The sequence below is a fragment of the Parasphaerochaeta coccoides DSM 17374 genome (assembly GCF_000208385.1).
Classification (GTDB): Bacteria; Spirochaetota; Spirochaetia; order Sphaerochaetales; family Sphaerochaetaceae; genus Parasphaerochaeta; species Parasphaerochaeta coccoides.
In genome coordinates this window covers 2,028,183-2,046,021 of record NC_015436.1, presented here as the reverse complement: position 1 = coordinate 2,046,021, position 17,839 = coordinate 2,028,183, and the positions used below count along the sequence as shown (strand labels likewise).

Annotated in this window: 13 protein-coding genes and 2 tRNA genes; 13 read left to right on the top strand and 2 right to left on the bottom strand. The window is 53.3% G+C overall.

What is annotated here, in order from left to right; all coding sequences use genetic code 11:
• Nucleotides 1–2,010, top strand: coding sequence for a heparinase II/III family protein (locus SPICO_RS08840; protein WP_013740325.1), 2,010 nt, complete (start codon nt 1–3; stop codon nt 2,008–2,010).
• A 64-nt stretch (nt 2,011–2,074) separates the two neighbouring features.
• Here SPICO_RS08840 and SPICO_RS09975 read toward each other — a convergent pair whose 3' ends face one another.
• Nucleotides 2,075–4,513: an RCC1 domain-containing protein gene (locus SPICO_RS09975; RefSeq protein ID WP_013740324.1), complete on the bottom strand. Its 2,439-nt coding sequence runs from the start codon at nt 4,511–4,513 to the stop codon at nt 2,075–2,077.
• Between the two features lie 478 nt (nt 4,514–4,991).
• Between SPICO_RS09975 and carA the strand changes: the two genes are divergently transcribed.
• Together carA and carB are read left to right on the top strand one after the other, a co-directional pair.
• On the top strand, nt 4,992–6,212 hold the full coding sequence (carA, locus tag SPICO_RS08830) for a glutamine-hydrolyzing carbamoyl-phosphate synthase small subunit (protein ID WP_013740323.1): 1,221 nt from the start codon (nt 4,992–4,994) through the stop codon (nt 6,210–6,212).
• On the top strand, nt 6,196–9,441 hold the full coding sequence (gene carB, locus SPICO_RS08825; protein WP_013740322.1) for a carbamoyl-phosphate synthase large subunit: 3,246 nt from the start codon (nt 6,196–6,198) through the stop codon (nt 9,439–9,441). The genes carA and carB overlap by 17 nt, the downstream gene beginning before the upstream one ends.
• Before the next feature lie 74 nt (nt 9,442–9,515).
• Here carB and SPICO_RS08820 read toward each other — a convergent pair whose 3' ends face one another.
• Nucleotides 9,516–10,301: an HAD-IIA family hydrolase gene (locus tag SPICO_RS08820; RefSeq protein ID WP_148229041.1), complete on the bottom strand. Its 786-nt coding sequence runs from the start codon at nt 10,299–10,301 to the stop codon at nt 9,516–9,518.
• Between the two features lie 246 nt (nt 10,302–10,547).
• Here SPICO_RS08820 and SPICO_RS08815 point away from each other — a divergent pair.
• The 10 genes from SPICO_RS08815 (at nt 10,548) to rpoB (ending at nt 17,835) form a co-directional block, all read left to right on the top strand.
• Nucleotides 10,548–10,620, top strand: a tRNA-Thr gene (locus SPICO_RS08815).
• Between the two features lie 64 nt (nt 10,621–10,684).
• Nucleotides 10,685–10,861, top strand: coding sequence for a 50S ribosomal protein L33 (gene rpmG / locus SPICO_RS08810; protein WP_013740320.1), 177 nt, complete (start codon nt 10,685–10,687; stop codon nt 10,859–10,861).
• Between the two features lie 26 nt (nt 10,862–10,887).
• Nucleotides 10,888–10,961 (top strand) — tRNA-Trp (locus tag SPICO_RS08805).
• A gap of 32 nt (nt 10,962–10,993) precedes the next feature.
• Nucleotides 10,994–11,173, top strand: a complete 180-nt coding sequence (gene secE, locus SPICO_RS08800) for a preprotein translocase subunit SecE (RefSeq protein WP_013740319.1) — start codon at nt 10,994–10,996, stop codon at nt 11,171–11,173.
• A gap of 8 nt (nt 11,174–11,181) precedes the next feature.
• The gene (gene nusG, locus SPICO_RS08795; protein ID WP_013740318.1) at nt 11,182–11,751 is read left to right on the top strand and encodes a transcription termination/antitermination protein NusG; all 570 of its coding nucleotides are present in this window, start codon (nt 11,182–11,184) and stop codon (nt 11,749–11,751) included.
• 203 nt (nt 11,752–11,954) lie between these two features.
• Nucleotides 11,955–12,386: a 50S ribosomal protein L11 gene (gene rplK / locus SPICO_RS08790; protein ID WP_013740317.1), complete on the top strand. Its 432-nt coding sequence runs from the start codon at nt 11,955–11,957 to the stop codon at nt 12,384–12,386.
• Between the two features lies 1 nt (nt 12,387).
• On the top strand, nt 12,388–13,083 hold the full coding sequence (rplA, locus tag SPICO_RS08785; protein WP_013740316.1) for a 50S ribosomal protein L1: 696 nt from the start codon (nt 12,388–12,390) through the stop codon (nt 13,081–13,083).
• 13 nt (nt 13,084–13,096) lie between these two features.
• Nucleotides 13,097–13,654, top strand: a complete 558-nt coding sequence (gene rplJ, locus SPICO_RS08780) for a 50S ribosomal protein L10 (protein WP_013740315.1) — start codon at nt 13,097–13,099, stop codon at nt 13,652–13,654.
• A gap of 63 nt (nt 13,655–13,717) precedes the next feature.
• Entirely contained in the window at nt 13,718–14,098 is a 381-nt protein-coding gene (rplL, locus tag SPICO_RS08775; RefSeq protein ID WP_013740314.1) for a 50S ribosomal protein L7/L12, read from the top strand.
• A gap of 218 nt (nt 14,099–14,316) precedes the next feature.
• A complete protein-coding gene (gene rpoB / locus SPICO_RS08770; protein WP_013740313.1) occupies nt 14,317–17,835 on the top strand; it encodes a DNA-directed RNA polymerase subunit beta in 3,519 nt (1,172 codons plus the stop codon).
• The last annotated feature ends 4 nt before the right edge of the window (nt 17,836–17,839 follow it).

The following is a 17,839-nucleotide window of genomic DNA, read 5'->3' as shown; positions in this document are numbered from 1 at the left end:
ATGAAGAAAGAGTTCTTTTCCCTTCCGTATTTCAGCACCGACTTTGCATCTGTCGTTCCTTTTGTCCGCGCCCATCATGAGGATGAATGCCGCCATGTGATCAGGGTGGCCGATGAGGTCGCTTCCGGTACGTTCGTCTTTGATTTGAGGTGGGACATGGAACAGACAGTCCATCCTGTTGTCTTCACCGACGAGATAGACTGGCTTCATCAGCCTGGTGATGATCCGGAATGGATATTTGCTTTCAATCGGATGCGGTTCTGGATTTGCCTGGGACAGGCATATGTCTTGACAGGAGATGAGAAATATACCCGCGTTTTTATTTCCCAGATGCTCCATTGGCTTGCGACCGTGAAGCGTGATGATCCACAGGCAGCTCCGGCATGGCGTACCATTGAGGCGGGCATACGCATGGAAAACTGGCTCAAGACCATCCGTTATTTCCGGGACAGTCCTTTGCTGGACAATGTTGTTCTGCGGACATTTGTTGCTGGAGTGACCGACCATGCGGAGTACATCATGGGTATCTGGAACAGCTACAACCTGATGAGCAACTGGGGAGTGCTGGCAAACCATGGGCTTTTCATGGCCGGGACGCTTCTTCCTCCCTTGCCGCGTACAAAGGAATATCGTGACGTTGCCATCCGTCGCCTGGAGGCCGAAAGCCGTATCCAGGTCTATCCGGACGGAATGCACTGGGAACAGAGTCCCATGTACCATAATGAAGTCCTGCGCGGCTTCCTTGATGTTGTGTCATTGGCACGGATGGGGGCTGTATGTCTGCCTGATGGTTTCGTACAAAGAACCAAGGCAATGTCCATGGCTGATTTCTGGATGCGCAAACCCAACGGCTATGAGCCAATGATGGGTGACAGTGATGATATTGACATGCGGGACATTATCAGCCGTGCCGCGCTGATTTTTTCTGATGGAATCCTCAAGAGTGGTGGCTATCCTGTCCTTGATTATGAGAGTGCCTGGGATTTCGGCGTGCCTGGCATTGAGGCGTATGACCGTCTTGAGGCAAGGTTGCCGCAAGAGACGAGCCACCATTTCACGGACAGCGGGAACATCACCTTCCGTAGCGGATGGAATGATGACGAGACCTACGTGCGTTTCCATTGCGGAACCTTGGGGGCAGGGCATGGTCATGCGGACAAGATGCATTACGATCTTTTTTCCCATGGGGAGGATATCCTTGTCGATCCGGGACGTTATACCTATGTGAACAAGCCGGAGCGTTTTGAATTTAAGGATTCGTCCGCGCATAATACATTCATCGTGGACGGGAAATCGCTTTACACGGGAATTGACAGCTGGGAATGCCGGAACCTCAGCAGGGCGGTCAACGTCCGGTACGCGGACAGGAACGGCATGGCATATGCCGAAGGAGGGCAGAGCGGATACTGTGGCCAGGGGGTATTCGTCAACCGGCGCATCATCTTCATCCGTCCTGATATCCTGTTCGTCTGTGATGAGGCATATGCCTGTGGTTCCCATTCATACAAGACTTTCCTGCATTTTGGCAGTGGCGGGAAGGTTGAAGGGAGCGGTTCTGAATATCGTTTCTCCAGCAATAGGAATGATGTGCGCATCGTATTCCCCGGAGAGGGTTTCTCGACCTCCATACATCCAAGTCGCATGTCCCGGCATTACAATCAGCTGGAGGACACCCGGACGCTTGTCCGTACCTCATGGGCAGATGGGTTCTCCTGCATGGTTCATGTCGTTTTTGTCTCCCCCTCCACAAGCATTCGGGGTGGTTCTCCGGGAACGATACGGGAAGTGCCGGTGACTTCAAACTTCAAAGGATTGACTTTTTCCGCCGACACCATAGGTGGTTGGGTGGTGGAAAAGGATGATAGATCGTACACAATTGTAATTGCTCATGAGGAGTTCGCCAGTCCTACGGATACGTTCCTTGCCAATGGATGCACAGGTTTCGGTTCGACCGTGGTGTTCGACAACAGCGCAGGAGAAACCGAGACAGGAACCGTTCTGGCGTACTGATGGAACCGGCGTGGCGGAACAACCTGTTGGTTGGCGTGTACGCCGGTATCTCATCATGTTCCGGTCAGAAAACTACCTGTTCGGGCGTGCTTCTATTGGTATTATCACTGACACCCAGTTGCCCAGCCCAGTTGTTTCCAGTCGCCCAGAGCGTACCGTCCTTCTTCAGAATCATCGTGTGATAACCTCCGGCGAAGACAGCCTCGACATTAGAACTGACCTGCACGGGCGTGCTTCTGTCGGTATTATCGCCGTCACCCAGTTGACCAGAATCGTTCAGTCCAGTCGCCCAGAGTGTGCCGTCCTTCTTCACAATCATCGTATGGAGCTTTCCGGCGGAGACAGCCGCGACAGGATTGTTTGGATCAGTATTCATGGATGGAACCGGCACGGGCGTGCTTATGTTGGTTCCCAAACTGCTGCTGCCTAGACCCAGTTCACCGTATCCGTTGTATCCCGTCGCCCAGAGCGTACCGTCCTTCTTCAGAATCATCGTATGGGTCTCTCCGGCGGAGACTGCCGCGACCTGATTTCCCATGGACGAAACCGGCACGGGCGTGTTTTTGTTTAGGTTATCATCGACACCCAGTTGAGCCTCTCCGTTGGATCCAGTCGCCCAGAGCGTGCCGTCCTTCTTCAGGATCATCGTGTGGGAAAACCCGACGGAGACGGCCACGACAGGATTGTTTGGATCAGTATTCATGGATGGAACCGGCACGGGCGTGCTTCTGTCGTTATAATCACCGACACCCAGTTGACCATCATAGTTGTATCCAGTCGCCCAGAGCGTGCCGTCCTTTTTCAAAATCATCGTGTGCCCACCTCCGACGGAGACAGCCGCGACATCAGTCATGAAGTCGTCGGGATCGGTACTGGCCTTGACCCGCACGGGCGTGCTTCTGCTTATGTCATCACCGACGCCCAATTGACCATGGTTGTTGTATCCCGTTGCCCAGAGCGTGCCGTCCTTCTTTACAATCATCGTATGGCTCTCTCCAGCGAAGACATCCGCGACATCAGTCATGAAGTCGTCGGCAGCGGTACTGGCTTTGACCTGTACGGGTGTGCTTCTGTCGGTATTATCACCGACACCCAGTTGACCATCATAGTTGTATCCAGTCGCCCAGAGCGTGCCGTCCGTCTTCAGAATCATCGTGTGATAACCTCCGGCGGAAACTGACTTGACGACCTTCACCAGCCACTGTGCATACAACGTCACGTTATCGGCGGGCATGGTGAAGGACTCACCAACGGCATAGTGGGTTCCGTTGCCATTAGGCAGAGTATTCCATCCGTAGAAGTAATGGAGATCCTTTTCCAACGTTCCAGGAGCCGACAGTGTGACCTGGCTTCCCCCATGAGCAAGTATCGCTCCCGGCGCAGTACCGCTTGTAGCGTTGTTGCCGTCAAAGGAAAGGCGGTATGCCTTTTCCGCTGCCCCGTTTACTCCGCTCCCGGTGTCCCAGTCCACTATCCCTATGAGAATCTCCGCGACGGCGACTTTATCCGCCGCCGTATTGAGCGTCATGTTGTAGACATGAGTCTTGCCGCTTTCCAAGACAATCCTGTACTCATCGGAGGACGCTACGCTGGAAGCAGCCCATTCATATGTCTCGCCACCCAAGGTGAAACGCAGACCAAGGGAGGACAGGGCGGTAGTGTTGTCCGTCGGTATCAACACGGCCTCATACCGCCGCTTGCCCGCAGTCCTCTCCGCTTCTGTGAGCGTGCCGGAGATGTCCTTCATGACGACATCAATGTCGCTGGGAACGACAGGAGCCACATCTCCGCTGTCCAGGTCGATTGTTGCCTGCGTGTTCATGCCCGTGACAGTGGCGACAAGCGTACCGCCCGTGATGGCATCCTTATCAACGGTGGTACTCGGAGAGATGTTGACAACAAGGCGGGAGAGGGCATGACTGAGCGTCAGGCTGACCGTAGAGGTGTTGTTCTGGACACCAGCCTTCTTCCCCCACAGGAAGTCGGCCTTTCCGGTATCCTGTTCCCCGGAACCAAGTGGATAGACATGTATGGGTAGAGCCGTGGTATCAGCGATGGATGATACATAGGGATAGTAGGCGATGAAGTCAAAGTGTGTGATGGCAGGGGTGGAGATGTCATCCCACTTCAAGGGGTTGGAGGCGTCAACAGGGGAGAAGCCGGAGAAGGTGATGCCCGCCGTATCTGCCACGTACTGCACATTGTCACGGTCGGTCGCGGCGACAGTAGCCACGTCCTCACCGGCCTCCACCATATAGATGCCGACCGCGTCCCCGATACTCCAGCCGGAGTCAGCGGTGGCCTTGCGTCCTATCTCGGAGATGAAGCGTATTGTGTTGGAGCTTGAAACGTTCGGTTTGTCAGCGCATGAAACAAAGGCAACAAGTAGTATCAGAATGGTCGTAAGAACTATAAAGCCTGGTCTGCTAGATTTGTTCATACGCAGATCTCTCAGATTTTCGTTCTCTCTCTCTCTCTCTCTCTCTCTCTCTCTCTCTCTCATTGTTTTCTCCGTGAAGAAGATGATGACATGCCAGCTTACGCATATGGTAGTAATTAGGAAATAGTATAAACATGGTGATGGCAGTTTGCTATTACCCAAAGGTATGATTTTGCATGAAAAGCAGAGAAAACCATATAATACTTTTGGGTTATTTGACGATTTTAGATGTTAATATTGTCTGCCGATTCGTTTTTAAGCGTGTGACATGAAAAAATATAGATTATGAAGAAAAGGAAGATGCCGTAAGCTTTTGCGACATTCCCAGTTCTGTTGTCCAAAAAATATCGGACTCCCCTCAAGGAAACAGTCGAAAGACACCAGAAAAACCGGCTAAAAAAAGACAGTATGTTCATTCAGTTCCCTTGCATAAATATGCGTACGTCTGATATCATTCCTTCAATTTGGGCTAATTCATGCAGGAGCATGCAGTTCTATACCAGTGCAACGTGTGCGCGGCCCTTTCCAAAGGTAGGTGAACGTGGAAAAGACTTTCCTTATTCTTGCCGACGGCACTCGTTTCGAGGGTACAGGGAAGGGCTTTGCCATACCCACGGCCTCCGACCTTGCCGACTTATCACCAGAACAGGCTCCTTGTGGGGAAGTAGTTTTCAACACCACCATGGGAGCATACCACGAAATCCTGACCGATGCGTCCTATGCTGGACAGATTATCGTCATGACATGCCCCCATATCGGCAACTACGGCAGCTCTCCTGACTGGAATGAAACAGTCTGCATCCCGCCACCCTGCCGTGCCCTGATTGTCAGAGATCTCTATACGGGACCGGTTCCCGAAGGTCGTCTCAGCGTGGAGAAAGTTCTGGAGGACTGGAGGCTTTCCGTCCTGACCAGCGTGGATACCCGTGCCCTGACGCTCCATATCAGGGAGAAAGGCGCCATGTATGGCGTCCTTGTCCGTCTGGACGATGCCGACCCACAGGCGTTCAGTACGGTTCTTGCATGGCTTGCCGCCGTTCCTCCCATGGAGGCGCGTGATTTTGTCGGGGCGGTCGGGGCAAAGACCACCAGCACGCATGCCCCAGCCCAGAGCGGCGGCATGCGTTTCGCCTTGGTAGACTACGGCGAAAAGCAGTCCATCCAGAACCAGCTCCTGTCCCGTGGCGTCACGGTGGACATTGTTCCACCCCGAACCAGCGCAAAGGAACTGCTTCATGCTGAACCATCCTATGACGCCATATTCCTGTCCAACGGGCCGGGGGATCCCGCTGTCCTGATCCATGAGACTGATATTGTCCGTTCCCTGATGGGAAAGATTCCCGTGCTTGGCATCTGCCTTGGTCACCAGCTCATTGGCAAAGCTCTGGGAGGCACTACCAGCAAGATGAAATTCGGACATCATGGCGGCAACCAGCCGGTGCGCGAGACGGAAAGCGGACGAGTCATGGTCACCTGCCAGAATCATGGCTACCAAGTTGACGCGGAAAGCCTGCCGGAATCAACGGTCATCACGTATGTGAACGCCAATGACGGTACGGTCGAAGGACTGAAGGATGAACAAAAGGGCGTAATCAGCGTACAGTTCCATCCTGAAGCATCTCCGGGGCCATGGGATGCCCGCCGTCTGTTTGATGATTTCATTGCTTTCGCCCATGCATGGAAGACACGGCAAGGCATAAGCCACGGCACACGCCAGGACACATCTGGAAAAGGGGGAATACACCATGCCGGCACGAACTGACATCCATAAGATACTGGTAATCGGCAGTGGTCCCATCGTCATCGGCCAGGCGTGCGAATTCGACTACAGCGGAACCCAAGCTGTGCAGGCCCTGCGGGAAGAAGGCTACGAGGTTGTCCTGGTCAATCCCAATCCGGCCACCGTCATGACCACGCCGGGCATCGCAGACGCCATCTACCTGGAACCCCTCACCGTTCCTTACGTGACTGATATCATTGCCCGCGAGCGTCCTGATGCCATCCTGACCACCATGGGGGGACAGACTGGCCTGAACCTGACTATCGAGCTTCACAAGAAAGGAATCCTTGATACGTATGGCGTACAGGTGATTGGCGCAGGCATCAATTCCATTGAACTTGCCGAGGATCGGAGGCTTTTCAAGGAAATCATCACGTCCCTGGGATTGGAGTCCGCCCGTTCAGTCACCGTGAAAAGCGTTGCGGAAGCCGAAGCCTTCAAGAAGATTGTCGGTCTTCCTCTGATACTCCGTCCCAGCTTCACCCTGGGAGGGATGGGCGGTGGCATAATCCGTTCCGAGGAAGAATTTCATCCCGCCATGAAACATGCCCTTGAAGCAAGTCCGGTAGGTGAAGTCTTGGTCGAGGAGTCCTTGTTGGGCTGGAAGGAGTTTGAACTTGAGGTGATGCGTGACAAGAACGACAACGCCATCATCGTCTGCTCCATTGAGAACGTTGATCCCATGGGTGTCCATACTGGAGACAGCATAACTGTGGCTCCAATACAGACATTGAGCGACCAGGCATACCAGAAGATGCGCACAGCTTCCATTGATATTCTGCGGGCGATTGGTGTGGACTGCGGAGGATCCAATGTCCAGTTCGCCGTCCAACCTGGTACAGGCCGCATGGTCGTGATAGAGATGAACCCCCGTGTTTCCCGTTCCTCCGCCCTTGCCAGCAAAGCTACAGGTTTCCCCATAGCCCGATGCTCCGCCAAACTTGCCATCGGTTTCACCCTCGACGAAGTCCTCAACGAAATCACCGGGATGACCCGCTCTTGCTTTGAGCCTGCGCTTGATTATGTTTCAGTGAAGATACCGCGCTTTGAGCTGGAAAAGTTCCCTATGCCGGACAATGCTCTGGGAACCCAGATGAAAAGTGTAGGAGAAGCGTTGGCCATGGGGCGTACCCTTTTGGAGGCGATGAACAAAGCTTTCCGCGCCATAGAACGCGGTCTTGGCGGCATACTGCCCTTGGAGGATGTCCAAGGCTTCTCCGCTGATGATGTGGATACAATCCTCCACTGCGCCCATCCTTACCGTTTCCTGGCCGCGTATTCCGTACTGCGCCGTACCGGGGAGTCCGGCATTGCCGAGGTTTCCGCTGTCACCGGCTATGACTCATGGTTTCTCTACCAGCTTGTACGGCTTGCCGACCGAGAGCAACAGCTTGTTTGTGCGGGAAGGACGATAGTCGATTCTGAGCAACGCTCCCTGCTGATGGAAGCAAAACGCGATGGCATTGCCGATGAAAGGATTGCCAGCCTTTGTGGGGTGGAAGCTGATGAAATCAGTGTCGCGCGAAAAAAACAAGGCATTGTTGCCGTGCGCCACTATGTCGATACCTGTGCCGGGGAGATTGCCGCCTCCACGCCGTACTGCTACACCACCTATGGCGAACAGGATGAAGGCAGCGCGTTGGGAGAGGATGCCATGGCCATCATAGCCAGCGGCCCTAACCGCATAGGTCAAGGACTTGAGTTCGACACCTGTTGCACAATGAGTTCCCTTGCGTTGCGGAAGCTGGGACATCGGACAATCATGATTAACAGCAATCCTGAAACAGTGTCCACCGACTTCAACATTTCAGACAGGCTCTATGTGGAACCGCTGACTCCTGAACATGTGCTGAGGGTGCTTGAGCTGGAAAAGACACGCACGGTAGTACTCCAGTTGGGGGGACAGACCCCCCTGAACATGATGGACACGCTGGTCGCCCATGGCGTTAAGGTCGTCGGCACGTCTCCCGCGGACGTGAGCATAGCCGATGACAGGGGAAAGTTTGCTGCCTTGATCAGGAAGCTGGGTCTCCATCAGAGTGAGAACCGCACGGCTTATTCTCCGTCAGAGGTCATGACCCACGCCAACGAAGTGGGCTATCCTGTGTTGCTCCGTCCTTCCCATGTCTTGGGAGGGCGCAATATGTTCATTGCCTTTGACGATGATGCTGTCCGGGGCTTCCTTGATGGCGGGGTGAACGTATCATCAGCTTCTCCTCTTTTGGTGGACAAGTTCCTGGAGGATGCGTTTGAATACGACCTTGACGCGGTGAGCGACGGCACATCCCTCTATATCGGCGGCATTCTCCAACACATTGAGGCCGCTGGAATCCACAGTGGTGATTCCGCTGCTGTATTCCCTCCGTACAAGTCTACGCCCGAAGTACTCAATGCCATGCGCAAGGCCGCCTTGGATTTGGCGTGTGCGCTGTCCATCAAGGGCTTCATGAACATCCAGTTCGCCGTCAAGGACGGCCAGCTCTACGTAATTGAGGTAAACCCCCGCGCCTCGCGTACCGTTCCCTTCATCTCCAAGGCTTCAGGAGTTGATCTTGTCGAGGTAGCAGTGAGGGTATGGGAAGGCGAGGACTTGGTCACCCAAGGTCTCGTTGACAAGAAGGGAGGCGTTGGGGAAGGCTCATGCCGGTATGGATGGGCAATCAAGGAGTCCGTGTTCTCCTTTGATCGCTTTGCCGACATCGACCCGCAGTTAGGTCCGGAAATGAAATCTACCGGAGAAGTGATAGGCATGGGTACCAGCTTCGGCGAGGCGTTCGCCAAGAGTCAGATAGGCGCGGGCAACTCCCTGCCTACGTCCGGCAGGGTCTGTATTTCTGTCAACCGCAGGGATCGCGCTACGATTATTCCCATTGTCCGCAAGCTCCATGAGCTGGGATTCGAGCTTGCCGCCACTCGTGGGACGGCACGCGACCTTTATGACGCGGGCATCCTCTGCGAGACGGTGCTGAAGGTTCATGAAGGTCATCCGAACATCAGCGACCATCTGATGGCAGGGCGCATCGACCTGATGATTAACACGCCGATGGGCAGTCGTTCCAAGGAAAGCGGAGAGAGTCTGCGCATGGTTGCCATGCGCCAGCGTGTACCCTATACGACGACGACCAGCGCGGCGAGCGCGGCGGTGCAGGCAATCGAATACCTCCAATCAGGAAGCAGGTTCATCCGCAAGCTGGACGCGCCATTGGCCTGAATGTGAATGGACGCGAATCCCGGCCTTCTGTGCCGGGATTCCATATTGTCCTTTTTACCGTTTTTACCGTCCTTTCATACCGGAATCTCAAACACTCCTTCAAGAGTATGACGGGGGCGGTAGGCAAAGGTTGCTATGTCTTCCGGGCGAGTGACGCCGCTCATCACCAGTACGGTCTCAATTTCTGATTCCATGCCGGCAACAATGTCCGTATCCATCCGGTCCCCTATGATGATTGTGTCCTGCGTTTCGGCCTCAAGTTTTTTCAGGGCGTGGCGCATCATCAGGGGATTGGGCTTTCCTACGAAATAGGCTTTTGTCCCGGTGGCAAGCTCTATGGGCGAGACAAGTGCGCCGCAGGCGGGAACTATGCCCTGTTCGGCAGGTCCGTTGAGGTCGGGGTTGGTGCCAATCAGACGTGCGCCTCCCATGACCAGGGAGACTGCCCGATCCAAGGCCTCAAGGCTGTAGCCACGGCCTTCGCCGACGACTACATAGTCCGGGTTCACATTGTTCATGGTGAAGCCGGCATCGTAAAGAGCGTTGATTAAGCCGGGTTCCCCAATGACGTAGGCGGAGCCTCCGGGTATCTGGGACGCTACGAATGAGGCGGTCGCCAAGGCACTGGTATAAAAGTGGTCGGCTCCTACGGCAATGCCCAGACGTGCCAGCTTCTGGCTCAGTTCAAGTGGGGATCTTTCGCTTGAATTGGTCAGGAAAAGGAACTTTTTTTCTTCCTTCACAAGCCAATTGACAAATTCCGAGGCTCCTTTGAGGAGTCTGTTCCCATGATACAGGACGCCGTCCATGTCGATGATGAAGGCTTTTTTAGAGCGGATGATTTCCAAACTTTTTTTCATGTTCATGTTTCTTATTGTGGCTTGGAGCCGATGATTGGTCAATCTCTTAAGAAGGAAAGACGGCAACGTGGAAAGAATTAAGAAAAGCGATTAAGAAAAGCGTTGAAGGGGACTTCCCGCATATGCGGATTAAAGCTATAATGACTCCTGCTTCAATATTGACAAAAGAACCCCGTTTTGGTAGGGTGTCGTCTACGCGTCTTGAGAAGGGAAGGTTTCTTCCGGTGCAGGGGCGTGGAATTTTCTGCCCTTGTAGCTCAGCTGGCAGAGCACCACCATGGTAAGGTGGGGGTCAGCGGTTCAAATCCGCTCGAGGGCTTTCTCATTTTCTCGCCGACTGGCGGGTGAAGGACCTGGATTTTCCCAGGGAGGAGTTTTTTGCTATGGCAGACAAGAAAAAGGGGCCGGTTGAGAAAATTGCTCTCCAGTGCACCGAATGTGGAGAAAAAAACTATACGACGACCAAAAACCGTCGCAATATTCCTGGCAAGCTTGAGCTGATGAAGTTTTGTCCGAAACTCCGTAAGCATACATTGCACAGGGAAACAAAGATCAAATAGGATTCGCATTGCATGGAAGGGCATATAGGCCAGTAGCTCCAACGGCTAGAGCATCGGTCTCCAAAACCGAGTGTTGTAGGTTCGAATCCTACCTGGCCTGTAGGCCTTTCCATGATAAACCAGGGGGCTGGCATGAAGAAACTGATTGCATATTTCAAGGAATCTCGTCAGGAAATGAAGAAGGTCGTGTGGCCGGGACGTGATACTGTTGTGGCATCGACCAAGGTCGTGCTCGTCGCGACTGTCGCAGCCGCGCTGTTCCTTGGCGTGATTGATTTTCTTCTTCTCCAGGGTCTCTACCTTATTTTCTAGGAAGATACATGTCCAAAGCGTGGTACGTCGTAAATACATATTCGAGCTATGAGCAGAAAATCGAGAGAATCCTCCGCAAGATGATGGAGACCGACCCCGATTTCTTTGCCGTATGCTCTGATGTCAAGGTTCCCATGGAAACCGTAATGGACATCAAGGATGGAAAGAAACGTGAGGTGAAGCGTAAGCTTCTCCCCGGATACATTCTTGTGGAGCTTGATTTGCCTGAGAATAGCTGGAAGACCTATTGTTCCCAGATCAAAAGGATTCAGGGAGTGACCGGATTCGTCACGCCCAATGACAGCATGAAGCCTCAGCCCCTCTCCGCAGAGGAAGTGAAGTCCATCTTCCAGAAGACCGGTGACATGAAAACCGAAAAGACTTTCAAGCCTAAGCAGACTTTCAGTGTCGGAGAGGTCGTCAAGATCATCGAAGGTCCGTTTGAATCCTTCACGGGGACGATTGATGAAATCAACACACAGAAGAATAGCCTGCGCGTGAGCGTCGGCATCTTCGGACGCTCCACTCCGGTTGAAGTCGGTTTCCTCCAGGTGGAGAAGGACGATGGCGGTCGTTGAGGACGACGCCGACATCGGATGAAGGGCACATTTTCCTGTGCGCCCATGTTTTTTTTCACAGTCCTCGCACTGACATTATCTCGCACTCCCGTTCATTGGACGGGATTTTTGGGAGCCTGATCGTATGACAGGCGTTATGACCAACGCGACACCCTGAACAATCAGGCCACATCAGGCCGGGGTGGGCGCGTAAGGAGAAAAAAATGGCAAAGAAAAAGGTGACTGCAATTATAAAATTGCAGATTCCTGCCCAGAAAGCCACACCGGCTCCTCCCGTTGGTTCTGCACTTGGACCCCAGGGCGTTAGCGCCCCGCAGTTTGTCCAGCAGTTCAACGACAGGACCAAAAGCTATGAGGCAGGACTCATCCTTCCCGTCATCATCACGATTTATCAGGACAAGAGCTTTACATTCATCCTGAAGACTCCGCCTGCTGCGGTACTTATCAAGAAGGCTCTTGGCCTGGCGAAGGGCAGCGGCGTGCCTCACACGCAGAAGGTCGGCAAGTTGAGTCAGGATCAGCTCACTGAAATCGCCAAGACAAAGCTGGCTGACTTGAGTGCCAATGATATCGAAGCTGCCAAGAAGATCATTGCTGGAACAGCACGCAGCATGGGCGTGGAGGTTGAGAAGTAATATGAAACGTGGAAAGAAATACTTGGAAACCTTGAAGAAGTACGACCATGAGGCGCTGTATTCCTTTGAGGAAGCGGCAAAGTTGGTCAAGGAGCTGGCATTCGCCAAGTTCGACGAAACCGTCGAGTTCTCGGTGAGCCTTGCTCTCAAGAAAAGTCAGAGCGTCCGTGACACTTTGGTGTTGCCCCATCAGTTCGCCGCGCAGAAGCGGATTCTTGTTTTCGCCAAGGGCGAGAAGGCTCAGGAAGCCCTGGATGCCGGAGCCGCCTATGTCGGAGACGAAGAATTGATTGAAAAGATTCGCGGGGGATGGCTTGACTTTGATGTCGCCGTCGCTACTCCGGACATGATGAAGGATGTCGGACGTCTTGGCCCTGTCCTTGGTCGTCGCGGCCTGATGCCCAATCCCAAGACTCATACAGTCACTTTTGACATCAAGGGTGCGCTTGCTGAGTTGAACCAGGGACGTGTCGAGTTCCGTGCTGACAAGACCGGCGTCATCCACCTGGCTATCGGCAAGGTGTCGATGGACAGTGCCTTGGTAGCTGTCAACGCAGTGTCCGTCCTTGAGGAGATTATCCGCAAGCGTCCTTCCGACGCCAAGGGTGATTTCGTCCGGACTGCTGTACTGTCCTCGACCATGGGCCCCGGTGTCCGCGTCGATGTGAAGAACACCGCCTCCGCGGTGCAGAGGTAAGAGGAGCTGAAAAATGGCATACGAAACTAAGATTACCCAGGCTAAGGAAGAAGCCGTAAAAGCCCTCAAGGAAGAATTTTCCAGCTACAACAGTTTCATTTTCACGGATTATCGTGGAATGTCTGTCGAGCAGTTGTTCAACATCCGCCGTCAGCTGCTGAAGAATGATGCCGCCTACCGTGTCGTGAAAAACCGTTATGCGAAAATTGCTTTTGGAGAGCTGAAGACTTCTGGTGTCGATGAACACTTGGTCGGACCTACCGCCATCGCCCTTGCAAACGGTGATGAGGCAAGTTCAGTAGCCAAGGTTATCTTTGATATGCGCGGTACGGGCGCGAGCATCGCTGTCAAGGGGGCTGTCATAGACGGGGCTCTCTTTGATGCCGCCCAGGTCGAGGCGTTCAGCAAGTTGCCTTCCCGCGCAGAGCTGTTGTCTTCCCTGTTGGGAACCATGAAGGCTCCTGTTCAGAAATTGGCTGCTACCTTGCTCGCTTATGTCGAGTCCAAGGGTGGAAAATTGGATGAGGCTCCTGCCGCTGTTGCGGACGAGACTCCCGCTCAAGAAAACTAAACGGTACTAGTCTTCACGGAAAAGTAACCTGCTAGGCCCGTTCACATACAAGGAGAAGATAATATGGCTACGAAGAAAGAAGAAATCATTGAGGCAATCGCAAACATGACTGTCCTCGAAGTTTCCGAGCTGATTAAGGCTATGGAAGAGAAGTTTGGCGTCACCGCTGCCGCTGCCGTGGCTGCTGGTCCTGCTGCCGCTGCTGGTCCTGCTGAGGAAGTCGAGGAGCAGACTGAATTCACTGTTACTTTGAAAAGCGCTGATCCTACCAAGAAGATTGCCGCCATCAAGGTTGTCCGCACCATCGTTTCCGGCCTCGGCTTGAAGGAAGCCAAGGACCTGGTTGAACAGGGCGGTATCCTGAAAGAAGGCGCTTCCAAGGAAGAAGTTGCCGATATCAAGGCAAAACTTGCTGAAGTCGGTGGAGTCCTCGAAGTCAAATAATACGGAACAGGAGGATTTTTCCTCCTGTCCCCGAAATACTCCGGACTTCCCGTCCGGAGTGTGATTTCCGCCACCGGAATGACACCGGTGGCATATGTGTCTTAAAAGACCGGTGCGACCACGGCACCGTTAGATTGAAGAATGCGGCATTTCCATGATGCTGCGGGGGGTTCGGAAACGGTAATTCCGGTTCCGTCTCCGCCTCTGGAGGGTACAAGATGGTTGCCAAAGGCAAAGCCATAACGCGCACGTATATCGGGTCTGATTTCGAAGAAGTCTGCGATCTGCCCAATCTTATCGGCATTCAGCTGGATTCTTATGAAAAGTTTCTCCAGTTCGACCGTATGAGGAACGGGCTTAAACCTGACCCCGCCCTTGGATTGGAAGATGTTTTCACATCTACCTTTCCCATTGAAAGCGCTAACGGGGAGATGCGCCTTGTCTATGACCACTATGAAGTGGACATGGACGGAATCAAATTCTCGGAGACGGAATGCAAGCGGAAAGGCCGTACCTACAGTGTGCCGATAAAAGCGACCATAAGTCTTGAAATGCCCAACGGCGAGCTCCGTGAAAAAGAGATTTTCTTTGGGGATATCCCGTTGATGACAGAACGCGGCACTTTCATCATCAACGGCGCCGAGCGTGTTGTGGTCAGCCAGATACACCGTTCACCCGGTGTCATCTTTTCCAATGAAAAAGACATCTATTCCGCACGCATCATCCCATACCGCGGCTCTTGGCTTGAATTTGAGATTGATGAGAAGAAGCATCTCATTTATACGAAGATTGACCGCAAGAAACGTATTCTCGGTACATTGTTCCTCCGTGCGATCGGCTTTGATACCCGTGAGAAGATCATAGCCAGGTTCTATGCAAAACAAACCGTCACCCTGAGCAATGATGCCGATGTTAAGGAGAGTCTGGTCGGCAAGTACCTTTATTCTGACGTATATGTCCTCAAGGAAGGAGAGGAATATAAGGTCCTGCGGGCTGGAGACATCCTCCATCCCCATGAAATCGACCAACTCATGAACGACAAGGTGACATCCGTCGATGTCATCGATCTGAAGGCTGAGGGATATCTCCATAGTGAAATCATCCTCAACTGCTTCGAGATTGAGGACGCAAAGTATACCAATGCTGAAGCTGGTTTCGACGAGCCGCAGAAAAAAGACGTGCTTGACCCGATTTATGATGTCCTGATGCCCGGAGAAATGATTCCCATTGAACGTGCTGAGAAGGAACTGCCCGACATGTTCTTCTCCGGCCGCAGATATGACCTGGGCAATGTGGGACGTTATAAGTTCAACAAGAAGTTCGGCAATGGTACTGATGATAACGATGAGCAGATGTCCACGGATCTGACCGTCCTGACCCCGGATGATATTGTTAATACGATGGGCTTCTTAATCAAGGTGTTCATCCGCGAAGAGAACGTGGACGACATCGACCACCTGGGTAACCGCCGGGTACGTTCCGTCGGAGAGCTTTTGCAGAATGCGATGAAGAGCGCATTCGCCCGCATGGAGCGCATTGCCCGTGAAAGGATGAACCTTGAAGGTGGCAGTGTCCGTCCCCAGGATTTGATTTCCATTAAGCCGATTGTCGCGGCGGTCAAGGAATTTTTCGGCAGCAGCCAGTTGAGCCAGTTCATGGATCAGGTCAACCCGCTTGCCGAGTTGACCCACAAACGCCGTCTCAACGCCCTGGGTCCGGGAGGACTGTCCCGTGACCGTGCCGGATTCGAGGTTCGCGATGTTCACTACACCCACTATGGCCGCATGTGTCCCATCGAGACTCCTGAAGGTCCGAACATTGGCTTGATTGTGTCCTTGGCCAATTATACCAGGGTAAACGAACATGGCTTCCTTGAGACTCCTTACCGCAAGGTGGTGGACGGCAAAGCAACCAAACAGTACCGTTATCTCGATGCGAATGACGAAGAACGTTATTACATTGCCCAGGCATCCGCTGCCTTGGATCAGGATGGAGCCTTCGTCGATGCTGACGTGCCTGTGCGCCGTAGCGGAGACTACAGTACCCGCCATCCCCAAGACATCCGCTACATGGATGTCTCTCCCAAGCAGGTCATTTCGGTTGCGGCGTCCCTGATTCCTTTCTTGGAACACGACGACGCGAACCGCGCATTGATGGGATCGAACATGCAGCGCCAGTCAGTGCCTCTAGTATTCCCTGAAGCACCGCGCGTCGGTACTGGCATGGAAGGACGTACAGCGTACGACAGCGGTGTGTTGGTCAAGGCGCGCCATGCGGGAACCGTGGAATATGTATCCTCCACCAAGATTATCGTTCGTCTGGATAAGGCGGAGATTGAGGGGGATGTAGAAGTCTACGAGGTGCAGAAGTACCAGCGTACCAACCAGGACACCTGTTTCACCCAGCGGGTCATTGTATCCATTGGAGACCATGTGGATGTCGGTGCTGTGCTGGCTGACGGGCCGGCAACCCAGAAAGGCGAGCTTGCCTTGGGTCGCAACATCCTTGTCGGTTTCGTCCCATGGAACGGATACAACTACGAGGACGCCGTCTTAATCAGCGAGAGAGTAGTGAAGGATGATATCTATACATCCATCCATATCAAGGAATTTACCACCGATATCCGGGAAACCAAGCTGGGGCCGGAAAAACTGACCAGGGATATTCCGAACATCAGCGAGAAGATGCTGGAACAGCTTGATGAGGACGGCATTGTCCGTATCGGCGCCAGCGTCAAGCCCGGCAGCATCCTGGTAGGAAAGGTCACTCCCAAGAGCGAGTCTGACACTACCCCTGAGTTCAAGCTGCTCAACGCAATTTTCGGTGAGAAAGCCAAGGAAGTCCGCGATACGTCCTTGAAGGTTCCGCACGGCACTGAAGGTACTGTCATTGACATCCAGCGTCTCAAGCGTTCCGAGGGAGATGAGCTTCCTCCAGGCGTGGAGGAAACCGTGAAGGTTCTGATTGCCACCAAGCGCAAGCTGCGCCAGGGTGACAAGATGGCCGGACGCCACGGAAACAAAGGTGTCGTCAGCCGTATCCTTCCTATGGAGGACATGCCGTACATGGAAGATGGTACTTCCCTGGATGTCTGTCTGAATCCTTTGGGAGTTCCATCCCGTATGAACATCGGACAGCTTCTTGAGACACAGCTTGGATGGGCGGCGGTGAACCTGGAGGAATGGTATTCCACTCCCGTATTCCAATCGGGGTCGATGGAACAGATTGAGGCCAAGATGCGTGAGGCAGGGCTTCCTGAAAACTCCAAGACCACGCTGTATGATGGCCGCACGGGTGTTCCTTTCGTCAATCCTGTATTCTGCGGGTATATTTATTATCTGAAGTTGCATCACCTTGTCGATGACAAGATGCATGCCCGTTCCACTGGTCCGTATTCTCTGGTGACACAGCAGCCTCTGGGCGGTAAGGCTCAGTTCGGCGGACAACGTCTGGGAGAAATGGAAGTGTGGGCTTTGCAGGCATATGGCGCGGCAAACACCTTGCAAGAACTCCTGACCATCAAGAGTGACGACATGAACGGTCGTGTCCAGATTTACAAGAATATCGTCAATGGCGAACCAGCCACGACGGCAGGCATGCCAGAGGCATTCAACGTTCTGGTCCAGGAAATTCGTGGGCTGGCCCTTGATATGTCTGTCTACGACACAAAGGGCAAGCAGGTTCCCCTTACCGAAAGGGATGAGGAACTGATCAACAAGAGTGGCTCAGGAAACTGAGCAG

Bases quoted from the DNA above. Each gene is read 5' to 3' on its own strand.
- SPICO_RS08840 (WP_013740325.1), top strand. From the start codon at position 1: ATGAAGAAAGAGTTCTTTTCCCTTCCGTATTTCAGCACCGACTTTGCA.
- SPICO_RS09975 (WP_013740324.1), bottom strand. From the start codon at position 4,513: ATGAGAGAGAGAGAGAGAGAGAGAGAGAGAGAGAGAGAGAACGAAAAT.
- carB (WP_013740322.1), top strand. From the start codon at position 6,196: ATGCCGGCACGAACTGACATCCATAAGATACTGGTAATCGGCAGTGGT.
- SPICO_RS08820 (WP_148229041.1), bottom strand. From the start codon at position 10,301: ATGAAAAAAAGTTTGGAAATCATCCGCTCTAAAAAAGCCTTCATCATC.
- rpmG (WP_013740320.1), top strand. From the start codon at position 10,685: ATGGCAGACAAGAAAAAGGGGCCGGTTGAGAAAATTGCTCTCCAGTGC.
- secE (WP_013740319.1), top strand. From the start codon at position 10,994: ATGAAGAAACTGATTGCATATTTCAAGGAATCTCGTCAGGAAATGAAG.
- nusG (WP_013740318.1), top strand. From the start codon at position 11,182: ATGTCCAAAGCGTGGTACGTCGTAAATACATATTCGAGCTATGAGCAG.
- rplK (WP_013740317.1), top strand. From the start codon at position 11,955: ATGGCAAAGAAAAAGGTGACTGCAATTATAAAATTGCAGATTCCTGCC.
- rplA (WP_013740316.1), top strand. From the start codon at position 12,388: ATGAAACGTGGAAAGAAATACTTGGAAACCTTGAAGAAGTACGACCAT.
- rplJ (WP_013740315.1), top strand. From the start codon at position 13,097: ATGGCATACGAAACTAAGATTACCCAGGCTAAGGAAGAAGCCGTAAAA.
- rplL (WP_013740314.1), top strand. From the start codon at position 13,718: ATGGCTACGAAGAAAGAAGAAATCATTGAGGCAATCGCAAACATGACT.
- rpoB (WP_013740313.1), top strand. From the start codon at position 14,317: ATGGTTGCCAAAGGCAAAGCCATAACGCGCACGTATATCGGGTCTGAT.